The organism is Arsenophonus nasoniae (assembly GCF_004768525.1).
GTDB lineage: Bacteria > Pseudomonadota > Gammaproteobacteria > Enterobacterales > Enterobacteriaceae > Arsenophonus > Arsenophonus nasoniae.
On sequence record NZ_CP038613.1, the window covers coordinates 1013373 to 1032836 of the forward strand.

Genomic DNA, 19464 nt, shown 5'->3' on the forward strand with positions numbered 1-19464 from the left:
GCTCCTTTTATTTGGTTCCTGAATTGTTATTAATAATATCGGTAACGAGTTGATCGACGGGAACCATATCAATTTTAAACACATTAGTATGGTAAGCGGGATTAGCGCGGATTTTTTGTGAAAGTGTTGGGCCATTTTTGTTACTGGTATCGACGGTAACTTCACTTGAAAGTCCAATCCTTAACGGGTATTTTTTTAACTGTTCTGCATCAATGGTTATACGAACGGGTAAGCGTTGAACAATTTTGATCCAGTTACCACTTGCGTTTTGGGCAGGTAATAATGAAAAAGCGCTACCCGTTCCCATATCTAAGCCTTCAACGCGTCCTTGGTAAACAATATTTTTACCATAAAAATCGGTAGTGATTTTTGCTGGTTGACCGATACGAATATCGGCAAGTTGGGTTTCTTTAAAATTTGCGTCAATCCACATATTGTCAGTGGGCACTACCGCCATAAGCGGTGTTGCTGGGGTAATACGAGCACCGACTTGAACACTTCGACGTGAAACATAGCCATCCACTGGAGTAACAATTTGAGTTCGTTCGAAAGTTAACCAAGCGTTGCGAAGCTCAATGGCCGCTTGTAAAACCGCAGGTTGTTTATCTAGCGGAGTATCTAACACGATAGCTTGGTTAGCATTAAATTGCTCAACAGCAATATCGAGCGCGGCTTTAGCGCTGGTCACTGCTTCACGAGCGTGTTGTAATTCTTCTTTACCAATAACTTTTGATTGGCCAAGTATTTCACGACGTTGAAGATCTTGCTGTAATTTATTTAGTTCAGAGCGACGAAGAGAGATATTAGCTTGATATTGTCGACTATTAATCATATGTTGATGAGTTTGCCGGACGCTGTTAGCTAAGTTGGTTTTTGCTTTTTCCAATGCCAAAATGGCATCTTTGGCATCAAGCTTAACCAGTACTGTGCCACTTTTTACAAAATCAGTATTTTCAACGTTAACGGTAATAACGCTGCCAGGCACTTGAGACATTATCTGGATTTGATTGCCTGAAATGTAGGCATTATCGGTACTTTGATGGTGTCGAAGCACTAAAAACCAATAAATCCCATATATTAATGCAGTAATAATAAAAAAAATGCTGACTAGTACAATTATAGTTCGGCGTTTTTGTGTTTTAGTAGCTGTTATTTGTGGTTCATTAACGCCCATGTTGCATCAAACTCCATATTATTATTCATTTTACTAATGTTTAATCTACGCTTAATAAGCAAAAGTTTCCAGTAGCTTATTATTATACCACTGGAAACGGGATGGTTATTGTTAATAATTTTTTATGATTGAGGATGGTTTTGTAGTAATCATCTACATACTGTTTGATTGTCAAGATCATCAAGTTTAATTAATAACTTTCTCATCAATTTTTCGATGGTATTTTTTTCTTCAGCGCTAAAAACAGACCAAATTTTTTCTAGATTTTCGTTTTGACGAGGAAGTATTTTTTTTAAAAAGTTTGATCCCTCTTCGGTTAAATGCAGATGTAAGCATCGACGATCATTGTGACTTTCCTTACGTTCAATCCATTTACGATTTTCTAGTTCATCGGCAATGCGCGTTGCATTTGTTCGCGAAGAACCTAAAGCATCGCTAAGTTCAGATGGTTGTATGCTATGGGTTTTTTGGGTGTCGAGAATTATTAATGCCATAAATAATGTTTCATTAATTCCTTGTTTTTTAAGCATATTATTTCTATTTTCTAACAATTTCCCTTGAACATGCATACATAAGCGCGTTAGCAAAATTTGCTGATAGGGTAACGGAATAGTTGTTTTTTGTTGTTGCTGTTTGCGTTCATTAAGTAATTGCTCTATGGGCGAAAATGAAGTTTCTTTTTGTGTTTGTGTGCTTTCCATTATTTATATACCTTATTAGTTTCAGTTGGTAAGATAGCAACTGTCATAATCAATCTAAATGGTATATCAAAAGCTAAAATTATCAATTATAGTTATTTATTATCGCGAAATTTATTTTGTTATTGGTATTTAATTCATAAATATTTTGAATGTTAATATAAGAAAAATGAATTTTAAAATAGATTTAAATAGTTCATAACCTCTTATTTGCAAAATAATTTCATTATCTAATTAATAAAAAATAAACATCATTTGTAATAAATTATATGCATTTAATATTAATTTATTGTTTTGTTATAACAATAATATTAAATTAAATATATATAAATTAAAATAAACAATGGTTAATCTAAATTAGCTATCTATTTGATTGTAAGATGATAAGTAAAAATTAATTTTCTTATTCATCTAAATATAGCGCATGTCTTTATTGCCATTAAGCTGCAATGCAATATAAAAATAGGTTAAAAAGAGAGCATTCAACCTATTTATATTAAATCACATAAAATGTGTAACGATAAAATTTTTACAAGCTAGCTTTCTAATGCCATCTTTATCCAGGTATTAAAAAGTTGTTGATGAGCTTTTATCCAGCCACGCGCATGACGTTCAATGTCAGCTTGTGAAGCTTCACCATTATGCATACGAAAATTCTGGGCATTGATATCAGTAATTGGAATTTTCATAATGGCAAATAGTTTTGCCGCCGCAGGATTCTTTTCCGCCCAAATTTTATTGGCGACGATATGCATCGAACTAGGTGGAAAACCATAATTTTTTCCATTTGCTAAAGTGGTATCACTTTTATCATTATTTGGTAGCGAAGAAAAAGGAACTTGCAACCAAATAACGTCTTTACCTGGTTTAAGCACGGCATTAACCCAATAAGGTGCCCAGGTATAGTAGAAGATCGGTTTACCTTCTTTATAACGAGTGATGATATCCGCTATCATCGCAGCATAATTACCCTGATTATGCTCAACGGTGGTATTTAAGTGATAAGCATTTAAATGATTATTTATTGCGGCTTCACAACCCCAACCTGGATTACAGCCAGTGAGGTCAGCTTTACCGTTACCATTAGTATCAAATAATTTAGCAATATTTGCCTCTTTAAATTGTGCTAAGTTGGTGATGTGGTATTTATCAGCCGTCTTTTTATCTATCAGGTAACCTTGAACTGCATTACTGATATAAATGCCTTTGCGGTATAGGCGATTATCGCCACCAACTGCTTCATATTGAGCATTGTGTAATGGTTGCCAATTGACTGCCATAAAAGTTGCATCACCAGCAGCAATTGATGCGTAAGCAACGGTATAATCGACCTCTTGTGTCGGTAATATTTGGTAACCTAATTTTTCCAATGCTTTATTCACGATCAAAGTTTGGAAAGTCTCTTCCGCTATGGTGCTTTGAATAGGTTGTATTTTTATACCTTTGCCAGGTAGTTCCGTGGCAGAAAGCTTAATGCTAATTAATATTGTTAAAGCGGCAGCCAGGAAAACAATTTTGCGCATTGTTATTTCCTCTTTAAAGATTATAGACAGATGAGCGAGCTAAAGTGTTTTATATGATGAAAATAATGTCATGTTTATTGCCCGAAGCGACTTTTAGCTTTTTGCAATAAACAGATAATCAAGCCGATAGGTCCCGTGTGATACCAAGCAATATTTTTTTTAATACTGGCTTTTTCACCTAATGATTGTGTTAGTCGATCCAGAATAATCGCTAATATAACAATACCAGTACCGCCTACGGCCGCTAATCCCATATCTAATCGGCCAATTCCCCTTAGTACCATTTGTCCTAAACCGCCAACAGCAATCATAGAAGCAATAACAACCATTGAAAGTGATAACATCAATGTCTGATTAACTCCCGCCATAATAGTTGGTGCCGCAAGAGGTAACTGAACTTTAAATAAAAGTTGATTTCGACTGGCACCAAACGATTCTGCTGCTTCAATAAGATCATCGGGGACTTGCCTTATTCCTAAAATAGTTAATCGAATGATTGGTGGTAGAGCAAAAATAATTGTGACGACAATACCAGGGACGTTGCCAATACCAAATAACATGACAATTGGGACTAAATAAACAAATGCGGGTGTAGTTTGCATTGCATCTAATAGCGGCCGAATTATTTGGCTTGCTGGTTTGCTATTTGCTAACCATATTCCCAAAGGTAAGCCAATTAACAGACAGAAAAATAAAGAAGTTAATACCAGAGATAAAGTGATCATTGCTTCTGACCAAGCGCCAATAGCTCCAATGAAAACCAATGAGATGAAAGTAGCGACGGCCACTTTTTTATTGGCTAACTGCCAGGCTAACAGTGCGAAAGAAATAATGATTAAAGTAGCAGGTAATGTGGTTAGGATTTGTTCAAAACGACTTAACATAAAATCAATCGGCAGACGGATCCCTTGAAATAACGGGTGGAAGTGTAAAACTATCCAATCGATAGCGTGTGAAACCCATGAGTCCAGCGGTATAAGTGGCTGCTGGAAGGGATGCATGATATCAAAATGTTGCGCTGCAACATCTGCGGGGGTATCTAACCAATCTGTAGCGCTTTCTGTCGTTACTGTGTTCCAAGGGTCATCAATTATTTCTTGATTTATGTGAGCTTGATTAGCCATTTATTGTCTCCTTATCTAATGCTTGCAGTAAAATTCCTTTGGAAATAACACCAATATAACGTTGATTATCACCAATGACAGGAACTGCACAGGGAGATTGAGCAATGGTTGAAATAAGTTCATTCAGTGGCGTGTTGGCATCAATAGCACCAGGTGAGGTTAGAATTGCCTGCTCAATATTTTTTTTATCGTGTAATGCTTGCTCCAATGAGCTAATTGAAACGATACCGACAAATTTCTGTCCTCTTTCAATTAGATAGCCATAATCACGATCTTCATCATTTAGTATTTTTAGTGCTGAACGTGGACCAAAACCAGGCGCAACATGTAACAGGGCGTCAGGTCGACGGCGGGCAATATCCTTGGCAGAGAAGACTTGGCTAATATCGACGCCACGAAAAAAAGTTTTAACATAATTGTTAACGGGATTATTTAAGATCTCATCAGGAGTACCGACTTGGATAATAATGCCATCTTGCATAATAGCGATTCGATCACCGATCCGCATCGCTTCATCCAAATCATGAGAGATAAAGATAATTGTGTGTTGTTTATCACCTTGCAATGACAGTAATTCATCTTGCATTTCTGTTCTAATTAACGGATCTAGTGCAGAGAAAGCCTCATCCATCAGTAGAATGTCAGGATCATTAGCCAATGCCCGCGCAAGACCGATACGTTGACGCATCCCACCTGATAATTCGTTTGGAAAAGATTGAGCCCATTGTTCAAGATTAACTTGTCGTAAAGCGGCTAATGCTTTTTCTATTCGTTCTGGTTTGGCAACCCCGGCTAATTCCATACCAAATGCGACATTATCTAATACATTGAGATGGGGCATTAACGCAAATGATTGAAATACCATACTAATTTTTTTACGGCGTACTTTTCGTAATTTTTCCTGTGAAATGCTAGCAATATCTTCGCCGTCAATTAAGACTTGTCCTTTGGTCGGTTCGATTAGGCGATTGAGGAGGCGCACTAGGGTAGATTTTCCTGATCCCGATAGACCCATAATGACAAAGATTTCGCCTTCTTCAATGGCCAGATTGGCATTTTTAACACCAACCGTTAAACCGGTTTTATTAAAGATTTGTTCTTTACTTAAGCCTTTATCGATAAGTTTAAAAGCCTGCTTAGGATGATCTCCGAATATTTTGTATAAATTTTTCACTTCAATTTTGAATGACATGCAATAATAATATCCTTTGACTAGTTAATTAATGGTGTATTAATTCTTCGTATCCTTATTTAAATTTATGCTTTATATAACCTAACATAATGAAATATGCTGACAACCCTATATTTAATAAAATTAATCAAAAAGGAGGATGTTGTTTTTTTGAAAATGTGGATTGATCCTTTATTTTGTCGCAAATTATTTTTGAAATTATAAGTATTTTCTTTATAAGTTACTGATATTGTTGTATATATACTCATTTTTCCTTGAGGGTGTTATTTTTAATATTATTTCGTGATCTTTAGTCCAAATTTTTATTTACCAATTAAATTAATTTATAAATTTAATTAATTTTATTTTTTATAGTCAAATTATATGTGTCATTATTGCGAAAATAGGCTTATTTTCTTGTTATCAAGATAAGAGAGAAATTGATTTGACAGCGGTTATTGATAATAAAAAAGCAGCTAAATAAAGTATGCATATTTAATATACTAAACTGCATTTATTTAGCTGCTATATTATTATTTAGTAAAATATTAATAAATTAGAAATTCCAGTCCTCATCTTCGGTCGTAATGGTTTTGCCAATAATGTAAGAAGAACCTGAACCGGAAAAGAAATCATGATTTTCATTGGCATTGGGTGATAGTGCCGACAAAATTGCCGGACTCACATCAGTCATCGTTTCAGGGAAAAGCGACTCATAACCCAAATTCATTAATGCTTTATTGGCATTATAGTGAAGAAATTTTTTTACATCTTCTGTCCAACCAACTTCATCATATAAAGATTCACTATATTTAATTTCATTCTCGTATAAGTTTAATAATAATAAGTAAGCAAAATCTTTTATTTCGTCTTTTTCTTTATCACTATATTTGATTAAAGATTTTTGAAATTTATAGCCGATATAGTAGCCATGGATCGCTTCGTCGCGGATTATTAACCGAATAAGATCGGCAGTATTGGTTAATTTGCCTCGGCTTGACCAGTACATTGGCAGGTAAAATCCGGAATAGAAGAGAAAGGATTCGAGAAAAACACTGGCAATTTTTTTCTTAAGTGGGTGAGTATTACAATAGTGCTCCAATATTAAATGGGCTTTTTTTTGTAAAGCGCTATTTTCTTCACTCCATTGATAAGCATCATCAACATCGGTAGTTAAACAGAGGGTTGAAAAGATAGAGCTATATGAACGAGCATGGACTGCTTCCATAAAGCTGATATTTGACATGACGGCTTCTTCATGAGGTGTTAAGGCATCTGTCATTAATGCAGGCGCGCCTACATTGTTTTGTATAGTATCCAGGAGGGTTAAGCCAGTAAAAACACGTATTGTTAATTTTTTTTCCTCTTTTGTTAATGTATTCCAAGTTGGAATATCATTTGAAAGCGGAATTTTTTCTGGTAACCAAAAATTGGTGGTTAATTTATTCCATACTTCTAGATCCTTATCATCCTCAATACGGTTCCAGTTGATTGCTCGTACTATCGAATTTGTTATCGCCATTTGTTAAACCTATAAATTATAGTGCACATGAAACGCAGCCTTTGACTTCTGTTCCTTCTAAAGTTGATTGGCGGATACGAATGTAATAAAGGGTTTTTATACCTTTTTTCCAGGCATAAATCTGAGCACGATTAATATCTCGAGTGGTTGCGTCATCAGTAAAGAAAAGGGTTAATGATAGTCCCTGATCGACATGTTGAGTAGCCGCCGCATAAGTATCAATGATTTTTTCAGCGCCTATTTGATAAGCATCTTGATAATATTCTAAATTTTCGTTCGTCAGGTAGGGCGCAGGATAATAGACGCGGCCAATTTTACCTTCTTTACGAATTTCAATACGTGCAACAATAGGATGAATACTTGAAGTTGAATGATTAATATAAGAAATAGAGCCAGTTGGCGGAATGGCTTGTAAATTCTGATTGTAGATCCCATGCTCCATAATAGATTGCTTGAGTTGTTGCCAATCCTCACAAGTGGGAATATGAATGGCTGAGCGTTGAAATAACTGTTTTATTTTTTCAGTTTTAGGTTGCCACTGCTGATTGATATATTTTTCAAAATATTCGCCAGAGGCGTATTTAGAGTGTGCAAAACCGCTAAAAGCGTGTTGACGCTCAATAGCTAGCTTATTCGACGCCTGTAATGCGTAGTAAGTTACGGTATAAAAATAGATATTGGTGAAATCAATCCCTTCTTCTGAACCATAATAAATATGTTCACGTGCTAAGTAGCCATGTAAATTCATTTGGCCTAAACCAATAGCATGTGATTTTTTATTACCTTCTTGAATCGAGGGCACTGATTGGATCTGGCTCATATCGGAAACAGCCGTTAATGCTCGAATGGCAATTTCAATTGAATGTGCAAAGTTAGGGGAATCCATCGTTTTAGCGATATTCATTGAGCCTAAATTACAGCTAATATCTTTACCGACATGACGATAATCTAAATTTTCGTCGTAAATACTGGCATCATTAACTTGTAAGATTTCTGAGCACAGATTGCTCATATTAATTCGGCCATAAATAGGATTTAGACGATTGGCATTATCTTCAAATAAAATATAGGGATAACCTGATTCAAATTGAATTTCTGCTAAAGTGAGAAAAAACTCACGGGCGTTGATCTTCTGTTTGCGAATGTTTTTATTATTTACCATCTCTGAATATTTTTCAGTGATGGCAATTTCAGACATAGGGACACCATAACAGCGCTCAATATCGTAAGGTGAGAAAAGATACATATCTTGATTATTTTTAGCCAGATGAAAGGTAATATCAGGGATCACCACTCCCAGTGACAAGGTTTTAATGCGGATTTTTTCATCAGCGTTTTCACGTTTAGTATCTAAAAAGCTTAAAATATCAGGGTGATGGGCGTGGAGATAAACGGCTCCAGCGCCTTGTCTTGCACCAAGTTGATTGGCATAAGAAAATGCATCTTCTAGCATTTTCATTACAGGTATGACACCAGAAGATTGATTCTCAATTAGCTTTATCGGTGCGCCAGCCTCACGTAAATTGGTCAGTAAAAAAGCCACGCCGCCGCCACGTTTTGACAATTGTAAGGCCGAATTAACCGAACGGCCTATCGATTCCATGTTATCTTCAATTCGTAGTAAGAAACAAGATACCAGTTCACCGCGCTGTTTTTTACCGCAATTTAAAAAAGTGGGCGTTGCTGGTTGGAAGCGGCCACTAATGATTTCATTTACCAGTTGGCTAGCTAACTCTTGATTTCCTTGTGCAAGTGTCAGAGCAACCATGCATACTCTATCTTCATAACGTTCTAAGTAACGTCTACCATCAAAAGTTTTTAAGGTATAGCTAGTATAATATTTAAAAGCGCCAAGAAATGTTTGAAAGCGAAACTTGTGGTTATAGGCTTGCTGGAAAAGTTTTTTTATAAAAGTAAATTCATATTGTGCCAGTATTGCTGATTCGTAATAATTTTCTGCTACTAAAAAATCCAGTTTCTCTTGTAAATTATGAAAAAAAACTGTGTTTTGATTGACATGGTGGCGGAAGTAATGATAAGCCGCTTGCTTATCTTTATCGAGTTGAATTTTATTATCGTTATCATATAGATTTAGCATGGCATTAAGCGCATGATAATCGAGTTGTTCTTGAGGCTGTACTGTCATAGAGGAAGCTCCGTATTACTTTACTGCATTTGTTGTTGCCAAAATTGTTGTAATCCTTGGCGTACTTGTTGAAGATCCCGTTCAGTACCGAGTAATTCAAAACGATAGAGCAATGGTACTTGGCATTTAGCGGAAATAATATTGCCTGCTATAGCATAAGTTTCACCAAAATTACTATTTCCTGAGGCAATGACGCCCCGTAAAAATTTTCGATTTTGTCGTTGATTTAAAAAGTAAATAACAGGTTTAGGTACAGCTCCTGTTGTGCCACCTCCACCATAGGTAGGTAGCAGTAACACATAAGGTTGCGTCGCATTTGTTAGCATTTCTTTCGCATCAATGGGAATGCGTGTAGCCGGGATGCCCAACCTTTGCACAAAACGATGACAATTTTCCGATTTACTGGAATAGTAAATAAGTGAGTGTGTTTTGATCATAATATTTTAGTTACTGGCTAATTGACTAATCATATCTGGACGAAAGCCTGACCAATGTTGCTTACCTGCAATAACAACGGGTACTTGCTGATAGCCCAATTTGGTAATAAAACGTAGTGCTTCATGATCCTGGGTTAAATCCACGACATCATAAGGTATGTTTTTACGTTTTAGTGCTAGACAAGTTGCATTGCACTGTACACAATCGGGTTTACTGTAGACGGTAATAATCATTGTTAGCTCCTTAATTCGTAATGACTAAGTTTACAATCGATCAATTATTATAAATACTATATCTTGATTTATTTTTATTCAACCATACTATATATAGTGTTATCTGATTTGTGGCAGGAATTTTATATAACTTATTATTTCAACAAGAAATAAAATATTTGTATTTTTATTATATTTTTTTAACAATATTCCAAATAGGCAGAAATATTTTTTGCAAACAGAGGTAATTTTGCTTGGGGGATAAATGAATTGTTAAAATAGTTCTCTATTTTAAGGAAGTTGTTATGTACCACCATTATTTTTCTACTCCCAAAGGTTTTCCAAGACCTTTCATTCACGTTGCCGCTGATAATCATGGGATAATTGGTGTTAATTTTGTTAAACAAGTGATTGAAAGAGAAAGTAAAAATGCTCATATCGAACAATTTATAAAAGAATTACACGAGTATTTTAATGGGGAAAGAAACGATTTTTCTGTCATATTGAATCCTAGCGGTAGCCATTTTCAAAAAAGAGTTTGGCAGCAACTTAGTGAAATTCCATATGGCGAATGTTGGAGTTATAAAAAACTGGCAATTGCGCTAGGTTCTGCTAGTTTTTGTAGGGCAGTTGGTATGGCGAATGCGCGTAATCCTATTGCGCTGATTATACCTTGCCATCGTGTTATTGGCCATGATGGTAAATTGGTAGGTTACAGCGGCGGGTTAGATATAAAAAGCTGGTTGTTAGATTATGAAAAGAATGTAAATAATCGAAAAATTGGCTAAAAATGTTATAATAAATATTTATAAACACGATTATTAGTTTTTTTTATTGTTTTTTTAGGTTGATATCCTATATTACAATGATAATTTAGGTTTTTGATTAATTTCGTGATCTTGGTAGTAGACAATCAAGCATAATTTTTGCTGTACTATATACGGCACAAACTGTGTGTTTTTATTAAGTAAAGGTAATTTTGATGTCAAAAGTTAAAGGTAATGTTAAGTGGTTCAACGAAGCAAAAGGTTTTGGTTTTATCACTCCAGAAGATGGCAGTAAAGATGTATTTGTTCACTTCACCGCTATTAAATCCGAAGGTTTTAAGACTTTAGCCGAAGGTCAGAAAGTTGAGTTTGATATAACTGAGGGGGAGAAAGGGCCATCTGCTATCAACGTTGTTGCCATTTGATTTACTATAAGAATTTATAATAATCCGTCTCAATTAATGAGACGGGTTCTTATGTGGGTATGAAATTAAATGATTTTTCATTTAATTTCTATGCCTTTCGCTTGTAAATCTGCATGATAAGATGAGCGAACTAATGGGCCACAGGCTGCATGTGTGAAACCCATTGCGATTGCCTCATTTTTCATTTCTTCAAATTCTTTCGGGCTTACATAACGTTTTACTGATAAATGATGGCGGCTGGGTTGAAGATATTGGCCCAAGGTTAACATGGTAACGCCGTGGCGGCGTAAATCACGCATAACATCAATAATTTCTTCATTAGTTTCACCTAATCCAACCATTAATCCTGATTTTGTTGGTATTTCAGGATGCATTTGCTTGAATTTTGCAAGTAGTTGCAATGACCAATCGTAATTAGCGCCAGGACGTACTTGGCGATAGATACGAGGAACATTCTCAAGGTTATGATTAAAAACGTCGGGTGGCGCAGTGGCCAAAATTGTTAAGGCGCGATCCATACGACCCCGGAAATCCGGCACTAGCGTTTCTATTTTGATGTTTGGATTTTTCTTTCGAATAGCAGTAATGCAATCCGCAAAATGTTGAGCTCCGCCATCACGCAGATCATCACGATCAACTGACGTAATGACAACGTACTTTAATCCCATATCTTTTATCGTTTCTGCTAATTTTGCTGGTTCGTTGGGATCAGGAGCATTAGGTCGTCCATGGGCAACATCGCAAAATGGACAGCGACGAGTGCAGATAGCGCCTAAAATCATAAAAGTGGCGGTACCATGATTAAAACATTCAGCGAGGTTAGGACAAGAGGCTTCTTCACAGACTGAATGTAAGCCATTCTTACGCATTGCGTTTTTTATTTCTTTTATTCGGCTAGAATCAGCGGGAAGTTTTATTTTCATCCATTTAGGTTTAGGTAAAATTTCTGTATGATCCGTTCTTACTGTTTTGACAGGGATCAGTGCCATTTTATCAGCGTCACGATATTTAACGCCACGCTCCATTTGAATTGGTCTACTCATAATTATGCCAGTTCCATTAGGTTCCTGCTGCGGATCAATAATAGATATATTTTATGCTATCACATGTGATCATTATTTATGTCATTTTCAATTTTTTTTTAATAATTATAAAAAATTATAACAACTTATTCTGCAAGTTTAAATCCTAATAGGTTGCAGAAATGTTCTACTAGTAAAGGTTCGACATCTTTAACCTGGCAGCCAGGAACGAAATCATTGAGTTGAGTCATTTGCATACCGGCATAGCCACACGGATTAATACGCTGAAAGGGGGCAAGATTCATATTAATATTTAATGCTAGGCCATGGAACGAACAACCTTTATGAATACGTAATCCAAGAGAGCATATTTTTTTTTGTTCAACATAAACACCTGGGGCTTCGCGCTGTGCATAAGCGTTAATACCAAATTCGGATAAAGTATTAATTACCGTATTTTCCAGTGTAGTAACCAGTTCTCTTACACTTATTTGATTACGCTTTAAATCTAATAAAATGTACATTATTTGCTGACCAGGGCCATGATAGGTGATTTGTCCGCCACGATCAGATTGGATAACAGGAATATTTCCGGCTGCGAGTATATGCTCTTTTTTACCCGCTTGGCCTTGGGTAAAAACAGGGTAATGCTCCACTAACCAAAGTTCATCTGGCGTATCAATCGTGCGTTTTTTAGTAAACTGATGCATTGCATCGGAAATGGGTTGGTAAGTATGAAGCCCAAGTTGACGTAATATAATGGTTTTTTTTAACAATCTTTTTCTGCCACTGATAGATATATGCACTAATTATGCAGTATAACCTGCGCAAATTAATCTTGCTAGCATAGTAAGCGCTGCACTTGAAATTATAAAACCCGAAAATATTGGATTTTCGGGTTTTATAATTTCAAGTACAACAATAAATTGTGTTTACAACACCATACGAACTAATTCTAGTTTGGCTAATTCTTCATACAGTTTTTCTATCTGTTCAATATTAGTTGCTGTGATGGTAATTGATACTGAGTGAAAGTTACCTTTACTACTAGGCTTAACTGATGGCACATAATCACCAGGAACATGTCGTTGAACTACTTCAATGATTTGATCAGTTAACTCAGGTTTAGCGACCCCCATCACTTTGTAGGTAAATGAGCAGGGAAACTCGAGTAGCTCATGTAGTCTGGTTTTCATAGATTCTCCTAAAATACGGCCACTAACCTTATTTCAATATTAAATGATTTAAATTGTATACTTATTCATATTTCTTAATTAAAAATTAAGTTATAAATTGAACATCTTTACCATAATGGAGGTAGCAATGTCATTTTTCAATATTTAGCCAAACCAGCGCTGAAAAAACAATTTAATATAATCTAATAGGTTACTAAAAAATCCACCCTCATCGACTTCTTTCAATACTACCAGCGGACGTTGTTCAATGATCTTACCATCTAATTGTAGGTTAATCGTGCCAACAATTTGGTTTTTTGCTAAAGGTGCCTGTAATTCAGTATTGTTTAATGTATAACTGGCTTTTAAATCTTTCATACGCCCACGGGGAATGATCAGATAGAGATCCTTTTCAATACCCAGTTTTACTTGATCAGTATTAGCAAACCAAACGGGTTGAGAAGCAAACTCCATCCCACCTTGTAATGGTTTAACGGTTTCAAAAAAGCGAAAGCCCCAAGTGAGTAATTTTTTACTTTCTGCATCACGTCCTTTACTGCTATGACCACCTAATATAACAGATATCAGCCGCATATTACCTTCGGTAGCAGAGGCAACAAGGTTATAACCGGCAGCGCTAGTATGTCCTGTTTTAATACCATCTACATTCAGGCTCTTATCCCATAACAAACCATTCCTATTTAATTGACGGATCTTATTAAAGGTGAACTCTTTTTCTTTATAAATAGCATATTCCTCAGGGACATCGCGGATTAGAGCTTGACCGATTAACGCCATATCTCGTGCGGAACTATACTGCCCATCGGCATCTAAGCCATGTACAGTAAGAAAGTGGGTGTTTTTTAATCCCAGGCGTTGAACATTGTCGTTCATTAATTTGACAAAACTTGCTTCGTCACCCGCGACATACTCGGCCATTGCAACACATGCATCATTACCAGACTGCAAATTGATACCACGTATCAGTTGAGATACTGATACGCGATCACCGGGCTTTAAAAACATCAGCGAAGAGCCTTTAAAAACCGGGTTACCGGTAGCCCAAGCATTTTCGTCGATAGTCACAATATCATTCATGCTAATTTTACCGGCTTTAATTGTTTGACCAATGATATAGCTCGTCATCATTTTAGTCAGACTGGCTGGGTCGCGACGTTGATCAGCATTTCTTTCAGCCAAAACTTTGCCTGAATAATAATCAATAAGAATATAAGCTTCAGCGTCAATATTTGGTGCCGAGGGGATCACATTGATTTGCATAGCATTATTGCTATTTGCAAACAGAGTGCTGGAAAATATAAGACTAGTAATAAGTATTAGGCTACCGATAGAACGGGAGAAAATTGCATATTTCATAATAATATACGGGATCCGAGGACAATATGTTAATAGAGTGGGCATTGTATTCTCAGCATAAAAAAGTAGTATTTTATTCTGAAATAGAGATGCCAGGTTAGTTGATTTTTATTTTACTCTAATTAGATTTTATTGATTAATCAATAAATTATTCGGTATTTATGATAATGCTCGATTGTTTTAATTCTGTTAATATTTTATTTTTTATCAGTTCTGCTGTTTCAGGATCTCGAAATGGGCCGAGTTGTACGCGATAGATATTGTTAAATGGTTGAATACGGCCAGCTGTGTTCAGTTGTTTCGAAACCGATTGTTGCCATGCTTCTGCTCTTGCTTGATCACTTAATGCACCTATTTGTACAAAGTAACGTTTTGTCGCACTACTGATCGATTTCATTGACGACGGATTAGGATAGTTATTATCAACAACCCTATTATTCGCTGCTACCGTATTACCGCTTGTGATTGGTTGGATTGATTGAGATAAAGCGGGTGGGCTATCATGATCCTCTGTCGTTGATTGATTGTTGTTTGAAGAGAAGTTTGCGGAATGGGTCTCTAATTTCGGTGGTTTAGGCAAGGCATAACTCTGCTTAGCAATATTGACACCAATTGTACCAGGTCCAGTTAAATTGCCGGCAGGGGAAACTAAAATCGGATCAATTTTAATACGCGCAGTTAGCATTAAATTTAACCTATCGCCAGCAGCTTGTGAGAGAGCAATATTTTTACCTGATATATAGGGGCCTCGATCATTAATACGTACAATTATCATTCTGCCATTAATTAAATTAGTAATGCGGGCATAACTTGGAATAGGTAAAGTAGGATGTGAAGCCGTGAATGCATAAGGGCTTGCTTTTTCCCCTGTCGCAGTTATTTTACCGATAACTTCAGAGCCAAAAATGCTGGCAAAACCTGTTTCACTAAAATGAGCAGGATCTTTTACTATTTGATAAGTTTGACCATTAAGTTGGTAGTCATCATTAGCGCCAGAATAATAAGGTTCGTAACGGGGCTCTGCTCCTAATATATCTTTTACCGGCATCATAGGCATACCGGTATTTTGTTGAGTTTGAGAAGCACAGCCAGCTAAAATTGCTATTGTAATGCTAAGTATAAGCCCATGATAGTGCATTACTGACCTCGTAGTTATAAACTTTTTGACAGAAATTTTCGGTGGGTATGGATTGACATAATAATACCGAATCCAGCCATTAAAACAATTAATGCAGAGCCGCCATAACTTACCAATGGTAAAGGAACACCCACTACTGGTAAGATACCGCTAACCATGCCAATATTGACGAATATGTAGACAAACAAAATTAACATTAGGCCACCAACCATCACTCTACCAAAGGTATTTTGTGCATTAGCTGCAATGATTAGTCCACGCATAATTAGCAATAGGTATAATGCGAGTAAAATAACGACACCAATGAGTCCGAGCTCTTCAGCTAATACGGCAAAAATAAAATCAGTATGGCGTTCTGGTAGAAACTCTAATTGCGATTGTGTGCCATGTAACCAACCTTTACCAAATAATCCGCCTGAACCAATGGCAATTTTAGATTGGATAATATGATAACCTGCTCCTAGTGGATCAGTTTCTGGATCGAGTAACATCATAACGCGATCTCGTTGATAATCATGCATCAGAAAGAACCAAAGAATAGGGATAAAACAAGCGATACCCGTGGCTGCAATGGCAATCAATTTCCAATTCATACCCGCTAAGAAAAGAATAAACAGACCGGAGGCCGCAACGAGAATTGATGTGCCCAAATCAGGTTGAGCGGCAACGAGTAGTGTGGGCAGAAATATAAGTATTAATGCCAGTAGCGTATTTTTTAATGTAGGAGGACAAAGATCCCGATTGACAAAACGCGCAACCATTAATGGAACCGCAATTTTAGCAATTTCAGAGGGTTGAAAACGAACGAAGCCAAGATCTAACCATCTTTGTGCACCTTTACTAATTTGACCAAATGCATCAACAAAAACTAATAAAATTAGGCAGAAAATATAGAGATAAGGCGCCCAATTTTCATAGATACGGGGTGAAATTTGCGCCATAACAATCATGACCACAAATCCAATCGCGATTTGTATTAGTTTACGCTGCATCATATCAATGTCTTGCCCACTTGCGCTCCACATGATCATGACACTGTATATTGTTAAGGCAAGAATAATCAGTAACATTGGAATATCAATATGTAAGCGGGTCCAAATAGGTAATTTATGTGAATTATCGGTCATATATTACTGATCTTCTTCTGGAGATACATTTTCTGGAGATACATTCGTATCGGGTGTTTGTGATGTCGTTTTTTTACCAAGCAATACATAATCAAAAATATTACGAACAAGATCGCCAACAGCCGGCCCGGCACCACCATTTTCCAGAATAATAGCAACGGAAACGGTTGGATTTTGGTAAGGGGCGAATCCGATCATTAATTTATGGTCACGCAAGTGCTCAGCTAATTTACTCGCATTGTAGGTTTCATAACTGAATACCTGTGCGGTACCTGATTTGACAGCAGCTTTATAGGGTGTGTTGGCAAAACTTCTACGGGCTGTACCGTTTGGTGCATTAGCAACACCATACATACCTTCTTTAGCTAATTCCCAAAAACCTGAATGAATATTGCCGATTTGGATATAATCTTTCTGTTCATAGGGTAGCATAGCGTTACCTAATTTAGTGCCATAAAGCAGATGGGGAATTTTAACTACACCGTCATTAATTAGTGTCATTAATACTTTTGCCATTTGGATTGGGGTTGTGGTCCAATAACCTTGGCCAATGCCTACTGGAATCGTGTCTCCTTGATACCAAGGTTTTTTGTAACGTTTTTGTTTCCATTCACGCGTTGGCATAATGCCAGAACGTTCTTCCGCAAGATCAATGCCGGTATAGTGACCATAGCCAAATTTCTGCATCCAATCGGAGATACGATCGATACCCATATCATAAGCAACCTGGTAGAAAAAGGTGTCAGCTGATTCAATAATGGCTCTAACAACACTTAATCTACCGTGTCCCCATCGTTTCCAATCGCGATAACGTTTTTCGGAATTTGGTAACTGCCACCAACCTGGAGCAAAAATAGTGGAATTAGGGGTAACAACATTTTCACTTAATGCGGCAACGGCAATAAACGGTTTAACAGTAGAGGCTGGTGGATATAACCCCTGAGTCGTTCTATTAATAAGTGGGCGATTGGGATTATTTAATAAAGCTTGGTAATCCTTATTAGAAATACCATTAACAAATAGATTAGGGTCATAGCTAGGAGTGGATACCAGAGCTAATACTTCTCCGTTACGGGGATCAGTAACAACTACGGCAGCTCGGCTGGTGGTTAGCAACTTTTCGATCTCAATTTGTAAATTAAGATCGATAGTGAGATAAATATCTTTGCCAGCTTGAGGTGGTTGTTCATGAAGTTGACGTATAACTTTTCCCCGACTATTTACTTCAACTTCTTCGTAGCCGGTTTTGCCATGTAAAATATTTTCGTAATACCGTTCTATACCTAATTTACCAATATCATGGGTGGCGGTGTAATTTTTTAGTAGACCGTCATTTTCTAGACGTTCTATATCCTTATCATTAATTTTGGCTACATAACCGATAACATGCGTCAGAGCAGAGCCATAAGGATAATAACGGCGTTGGTAACCTTTAACTTCAATCCCAGGGAACCGGTATTGATTAACAGCAAAACGTGCAACTTGTACTTCATCTAGTGAGGTTTTCAATGGTATAGAAGTAAAGCGACGTGAGCGTTTACGCTCTTTTTTGAAGTTTGCAATGTCGTCATCCGTGAGATCAACTACATCACGCAATTGTGCTAACATCTCTGTTAAATTAGTTACTTTTTCGGGAATGACCTCTAATTGATAAAATGTTCTATTTAACGCGAGAGGAATACCATTTCTATCATAAATAATACCTCTACTTGGTGGAACTGGAACCAGTTTTATCCGATTATCATTTGAACGAGTTTGGTAATCTTCATGGCGAACTACTTGTAGATGATAAAGATTAGCAATTAAGATACTGACTAATATTACAATGATAATAAAAGCTATTAACGCTCGACGAATGAATAGAGTAGACTCAGCGGTGTAATCGCGAAAAGGGGTGCGTTTCTTTTTTTTTGTTTCTTTCTTCGCATTCACACTCATAACCTACATAAATATGTTATTCCCGATGGTAAGGATGATTTGTTGTAATGCTCCATGCCCGGTAAAGGCTTTCAACAACAAATATTCGAACTAAAGGATGAGGCATAGTTAAGGTTGACAGTGACCAACTTTGTTCTGCTGCAGCTTTGCAGGCAGAAGCAAGACCTTCTGGGCCACCAATTAGAAAGCTAATATTACGTCCATCTTGTTTCCATTGATTTAGTTGTGCGGCAAGTTGTTGAGTTGTCCAGCGTGTGCCCAGTATATCGAGGGTAATTATGCGGTTACCTTTGCTTACAGCAGCCAGCATTTGTTCTCCTTCTCTCTCGATGATACGTTTAATATCGGCATTTTTCCCGCGTTTTCCCGCAGGGATCTCAATGAGTTCAAAAGGCATATCTTTTGGAAAACGATGAAGATAATCTTGAAAACCTGTTTGGATCCAATCAACCATTTTGCTACCAACCGCAATCAGTTGTAATTTCAA

General features: G+C 36.7%; 19 protein-coding genes. 2 read left to right on the forward strand and 17 right to left on the reverse strand.

Annotated elements, in window-relative coordinates; all coding sequences use genetic code 11:
* Positions 1 to 7 precede the first annotated feature (7 nt).
* The 9 genes from emrA to ArsFIN_RS04810 form a co-directional block, all read right to left on the reverse strand.
* Positions 8 to 1174: a multidrug efflux MFS transporter periplasmic adaptor subunit EmrA gene (emrA, locus tag ArsFIN_RS04770; protein ID WP_026822461.1), complete on the reverse strand. Its 1167-nt coding sequence runs from the start codon at positions 1172 to 1174 to the stop codon at positions 8 to 10.
* A gap of 149 nt (positions 1175 to 1323) precedes the next feature.
* Positions 1324 to 1875 (reverse strand): transcriptional repressor MprA, encoded by a 552-nt coding sequence (gene mprA, locus ArsFIN_RS04775; RefSeq protein WP_034249448.1) that lies wholly within the window; start codon positions 1873 to 1875, stop codon positions 1324 to 1326.
* A gap of 533 nt (positions 1876 to 2408) precedes the next feature.
* Entirely contained in the window at positions 2409 to 3395 is a 987-nt protein-coding gene (gene proX / locus ArsFIN_RS04780) for a glycine betaine/L-proline ABC transporter substrate-binding protein ProX (RefSeq protein WP_026822459.1), read from the reverse strand.
* A 74-nt stretch (positions 3396 to 3469) separates the two neighbouring features.
* On the reverse strand, positions 3470 to 4519 hold the full coding sequence (proW, locus tag ArsFIN_RS04785; RefSeq protein ID WP_026822458.1) for a glycine betaine/L-proline ABC transporter permease ProW: 1050 nt from the start codon (positions 4517 to 4519) through the stop codon (positions 3470 to 3472).
* Positions 4512 to 5711, reverse strand: a complete 1200-nt coding sequence (gene proV, locus ArsFIN_RS04790) for a glycine betaine/L-proline ABC transporter ATP-binding protein ProV (RefSeq protein WP_026822457.1) — start codon at positions 5709 to 5711, stop codon at positions 4512 to 4514. Before proV ends, proW begins: the two co-directional genes overlap by 8 nt.
* A gap of 535 nt (positions 5712 to 6246) precedes the next feature.
* The gene (gene nrdF / locus ArsFIN_RS04795) at positions 6247 to 7212 is read right to left on the reverse strand and encodes a class 1b ribonucleoside-diphosphate reductase subunit beta (protein WP_026822456.1); all 966 of its coding nucleotides are present in this window, start codon (positions 7210 to 7212) and stop codon (positions 6247 to 6249) included.
* Between the two features lie 16 nt (positions 7213 to 7228).
* On the reverse strand, positions 7229 to 9358 hold the full coding sequence (gene nrdE / locus ArsFIN_RS04800; RefSeq protein WP_026822455.1) for a class 1b ribonucleoside-diphosphate reductase subunit alpha: 2130 nt from the start codon (positions 9356 to 9358) through the stop codon (positions 7229 to 7231).
* A 20-nt stretch (positions 9359 to 9378) separates the two neighbouring features.
* On the reverse strand, positions 9379 to 9795 hold the full coding sequence (gene nrdI / locus ArsFIN_RS04805) for a class Ib ribonucleoside-diphosphate reductase assembly flavoprotein NrdI (RefSeq protein ID WP_210409097.1): 417 nt from the start codon (positions 9793 to 9795) through the stop codon (positions 9379 to 9381).
* 6 nt (positions 9796 to 9801) lie between these two features.
* Positions 9802 to 10029, reverse strand: coding sequence for a glutaredoxin family protein (locus ArsFIN_RS04810; RefSeq protein ID WP_026822453.1), 228 nt, complete (start codon positions 10027 to 10029; stop codon positions 9802 to 9804).
* A 284-nt stretch (positions 10030 to 10313) separates the two neighbouring features.
* On the opposite strand from ArsFIN_RS04810, the gene ArsFIN_RS04815 reads away from it, so the two are divergent.
* Positions 10314 to 10796 carry a methylated-DNA--[protein]-cysteine S-methyltransferase gene (locus tag ArsFIN_RS04815; protein WP_026822452.1) on the forward strand — a complete coding sequence of 161 codons (483 nt, stop codon included), beginning with the start codon at positions 10314 to 10316 and terminating at the stop codon, positions 10794 to 10796.
* Positions 10797 to 10990: 194 nt separating this feature from the next.
* A complete protein-coding gene (cspE, locus tag ArsFIN_RS04820) occupies positions 10991 to 11200 on the forward strand; it encodes a transcription antiterminator/RNA stability regulator CspE (protein ID WP_026822451.1) in 210 nt (69 codons plus the stop codon).
* 77 nt (positions 11201 to 11277) lie between these two features.
* On the opposite strand, the gene lipA is transcribed toward cspE, so the two are convergent.
* The 8 genes from lipA to rlmH form a co-directional block, all read right to left on the reverse strand.
* Positions 11278 to 12243 (reverse strand): lipoyl synthase, encoded by a 966-nt coding sequence (lipA, locus tag ArsFIN_RS04825; RefSeq protein WP_026822450.1) that lies wholly within the window; start codon positions 12241 to 12243, stop codon positions 11278 to 11280.
* Between the two features lie 125 nt (positions 12244 to 12368).
* Positions 12369 to 12998 (reverse strand): lipoyl(octanoyl) transferase LipB, encoded by a 630-nt coding sequence (lipB, locus tag ArsFIN_RS04830; RefSeq protein WP_026822449.1) that lies wholly within the window; start codon positions 12996 to 12998, stop codon positions 12369 to 12371.
* A 156-nt stretch (positions 12999 to 13154) separates the two neighbouring features.
* The gene (gene ybeD, locus ArsFIN_RS04835; RefSeq protein WP_026822448.1) at positions 13155 to 13418 is read right to left on the reverse strand and encodes a DUF493 family protein YbeD; all 264 of its coding nucleotides are present in this window, start codon (positions 13416 to 13418) and stop codon (positions 13155 to 13157) included.
* Positions 13419 to 13562: 144 nt separating this feature from the next.
* Positions 13563 to 14774 carry a D-alanyl-D-alanine carboxypeptidase DacA gene (gene dacA / locus ArsFIN_RS04840; protein WP_034249445.1) on the reverse strand — a complete coding sequence of 404 codons (1212 nt, stop codon included), beginning with the start codon at positions 14772 to 14774 and terminating at the stop codon, positions 13563 to 13565.
* Between the two features lie 148 nt (positions 14775 to 14922).
* A complete protein-coding gene (gene rlpA / locus ArsFIN_RS04845) occupies positions 14923 to 15912 on the reverse strand; it encodes an endolytic peptidoglycan transglycosylase RlpA (protein WP_026822446.1) in 990 nt (329 codons plus the stop codon).
* Between the two features lie 14 nt (positions 15913 to 15926).
* Entirely contained in the window at positions 15927 to 17039 is a 1113-nt protein-coding gene (gene mrdB, locus ArsFIN_RS04850) for a peptidoglycan glycosyltransferase MrdB (RefSeq protein WP_026822445.1), read from the reverse strand.
* Positions 17040 to 17042: 3 nt separating this feature from the next.
* Positions 17043 to 18971, reverse strand: a complete 1929-nt coding sequence (gene mrdA, locus ArsFIN_RS04855) for a peptidoglycan DD-transpeptidase MrdA (RefSeq protein ID WP_246067339.1) — start codon at positions 18969 to 18971, stop codon at positions 17043 to 17045.
* A gap of 22 nt (positions 18972 to 18993) precedes the next feature.
* Positions 18994 to 19464: a 23S rRNA (pseudouridine(1915)-N(3))-methyltransferase RlmH gene (gene rlmH, locus ArsFIN_RS04860; protein WP_026822444.1), complete on the reverse strand. Its 471-nt coding sequence runs from the start codon at positions 19462 to 19464 to the stop codon at positions 18994 to 18996.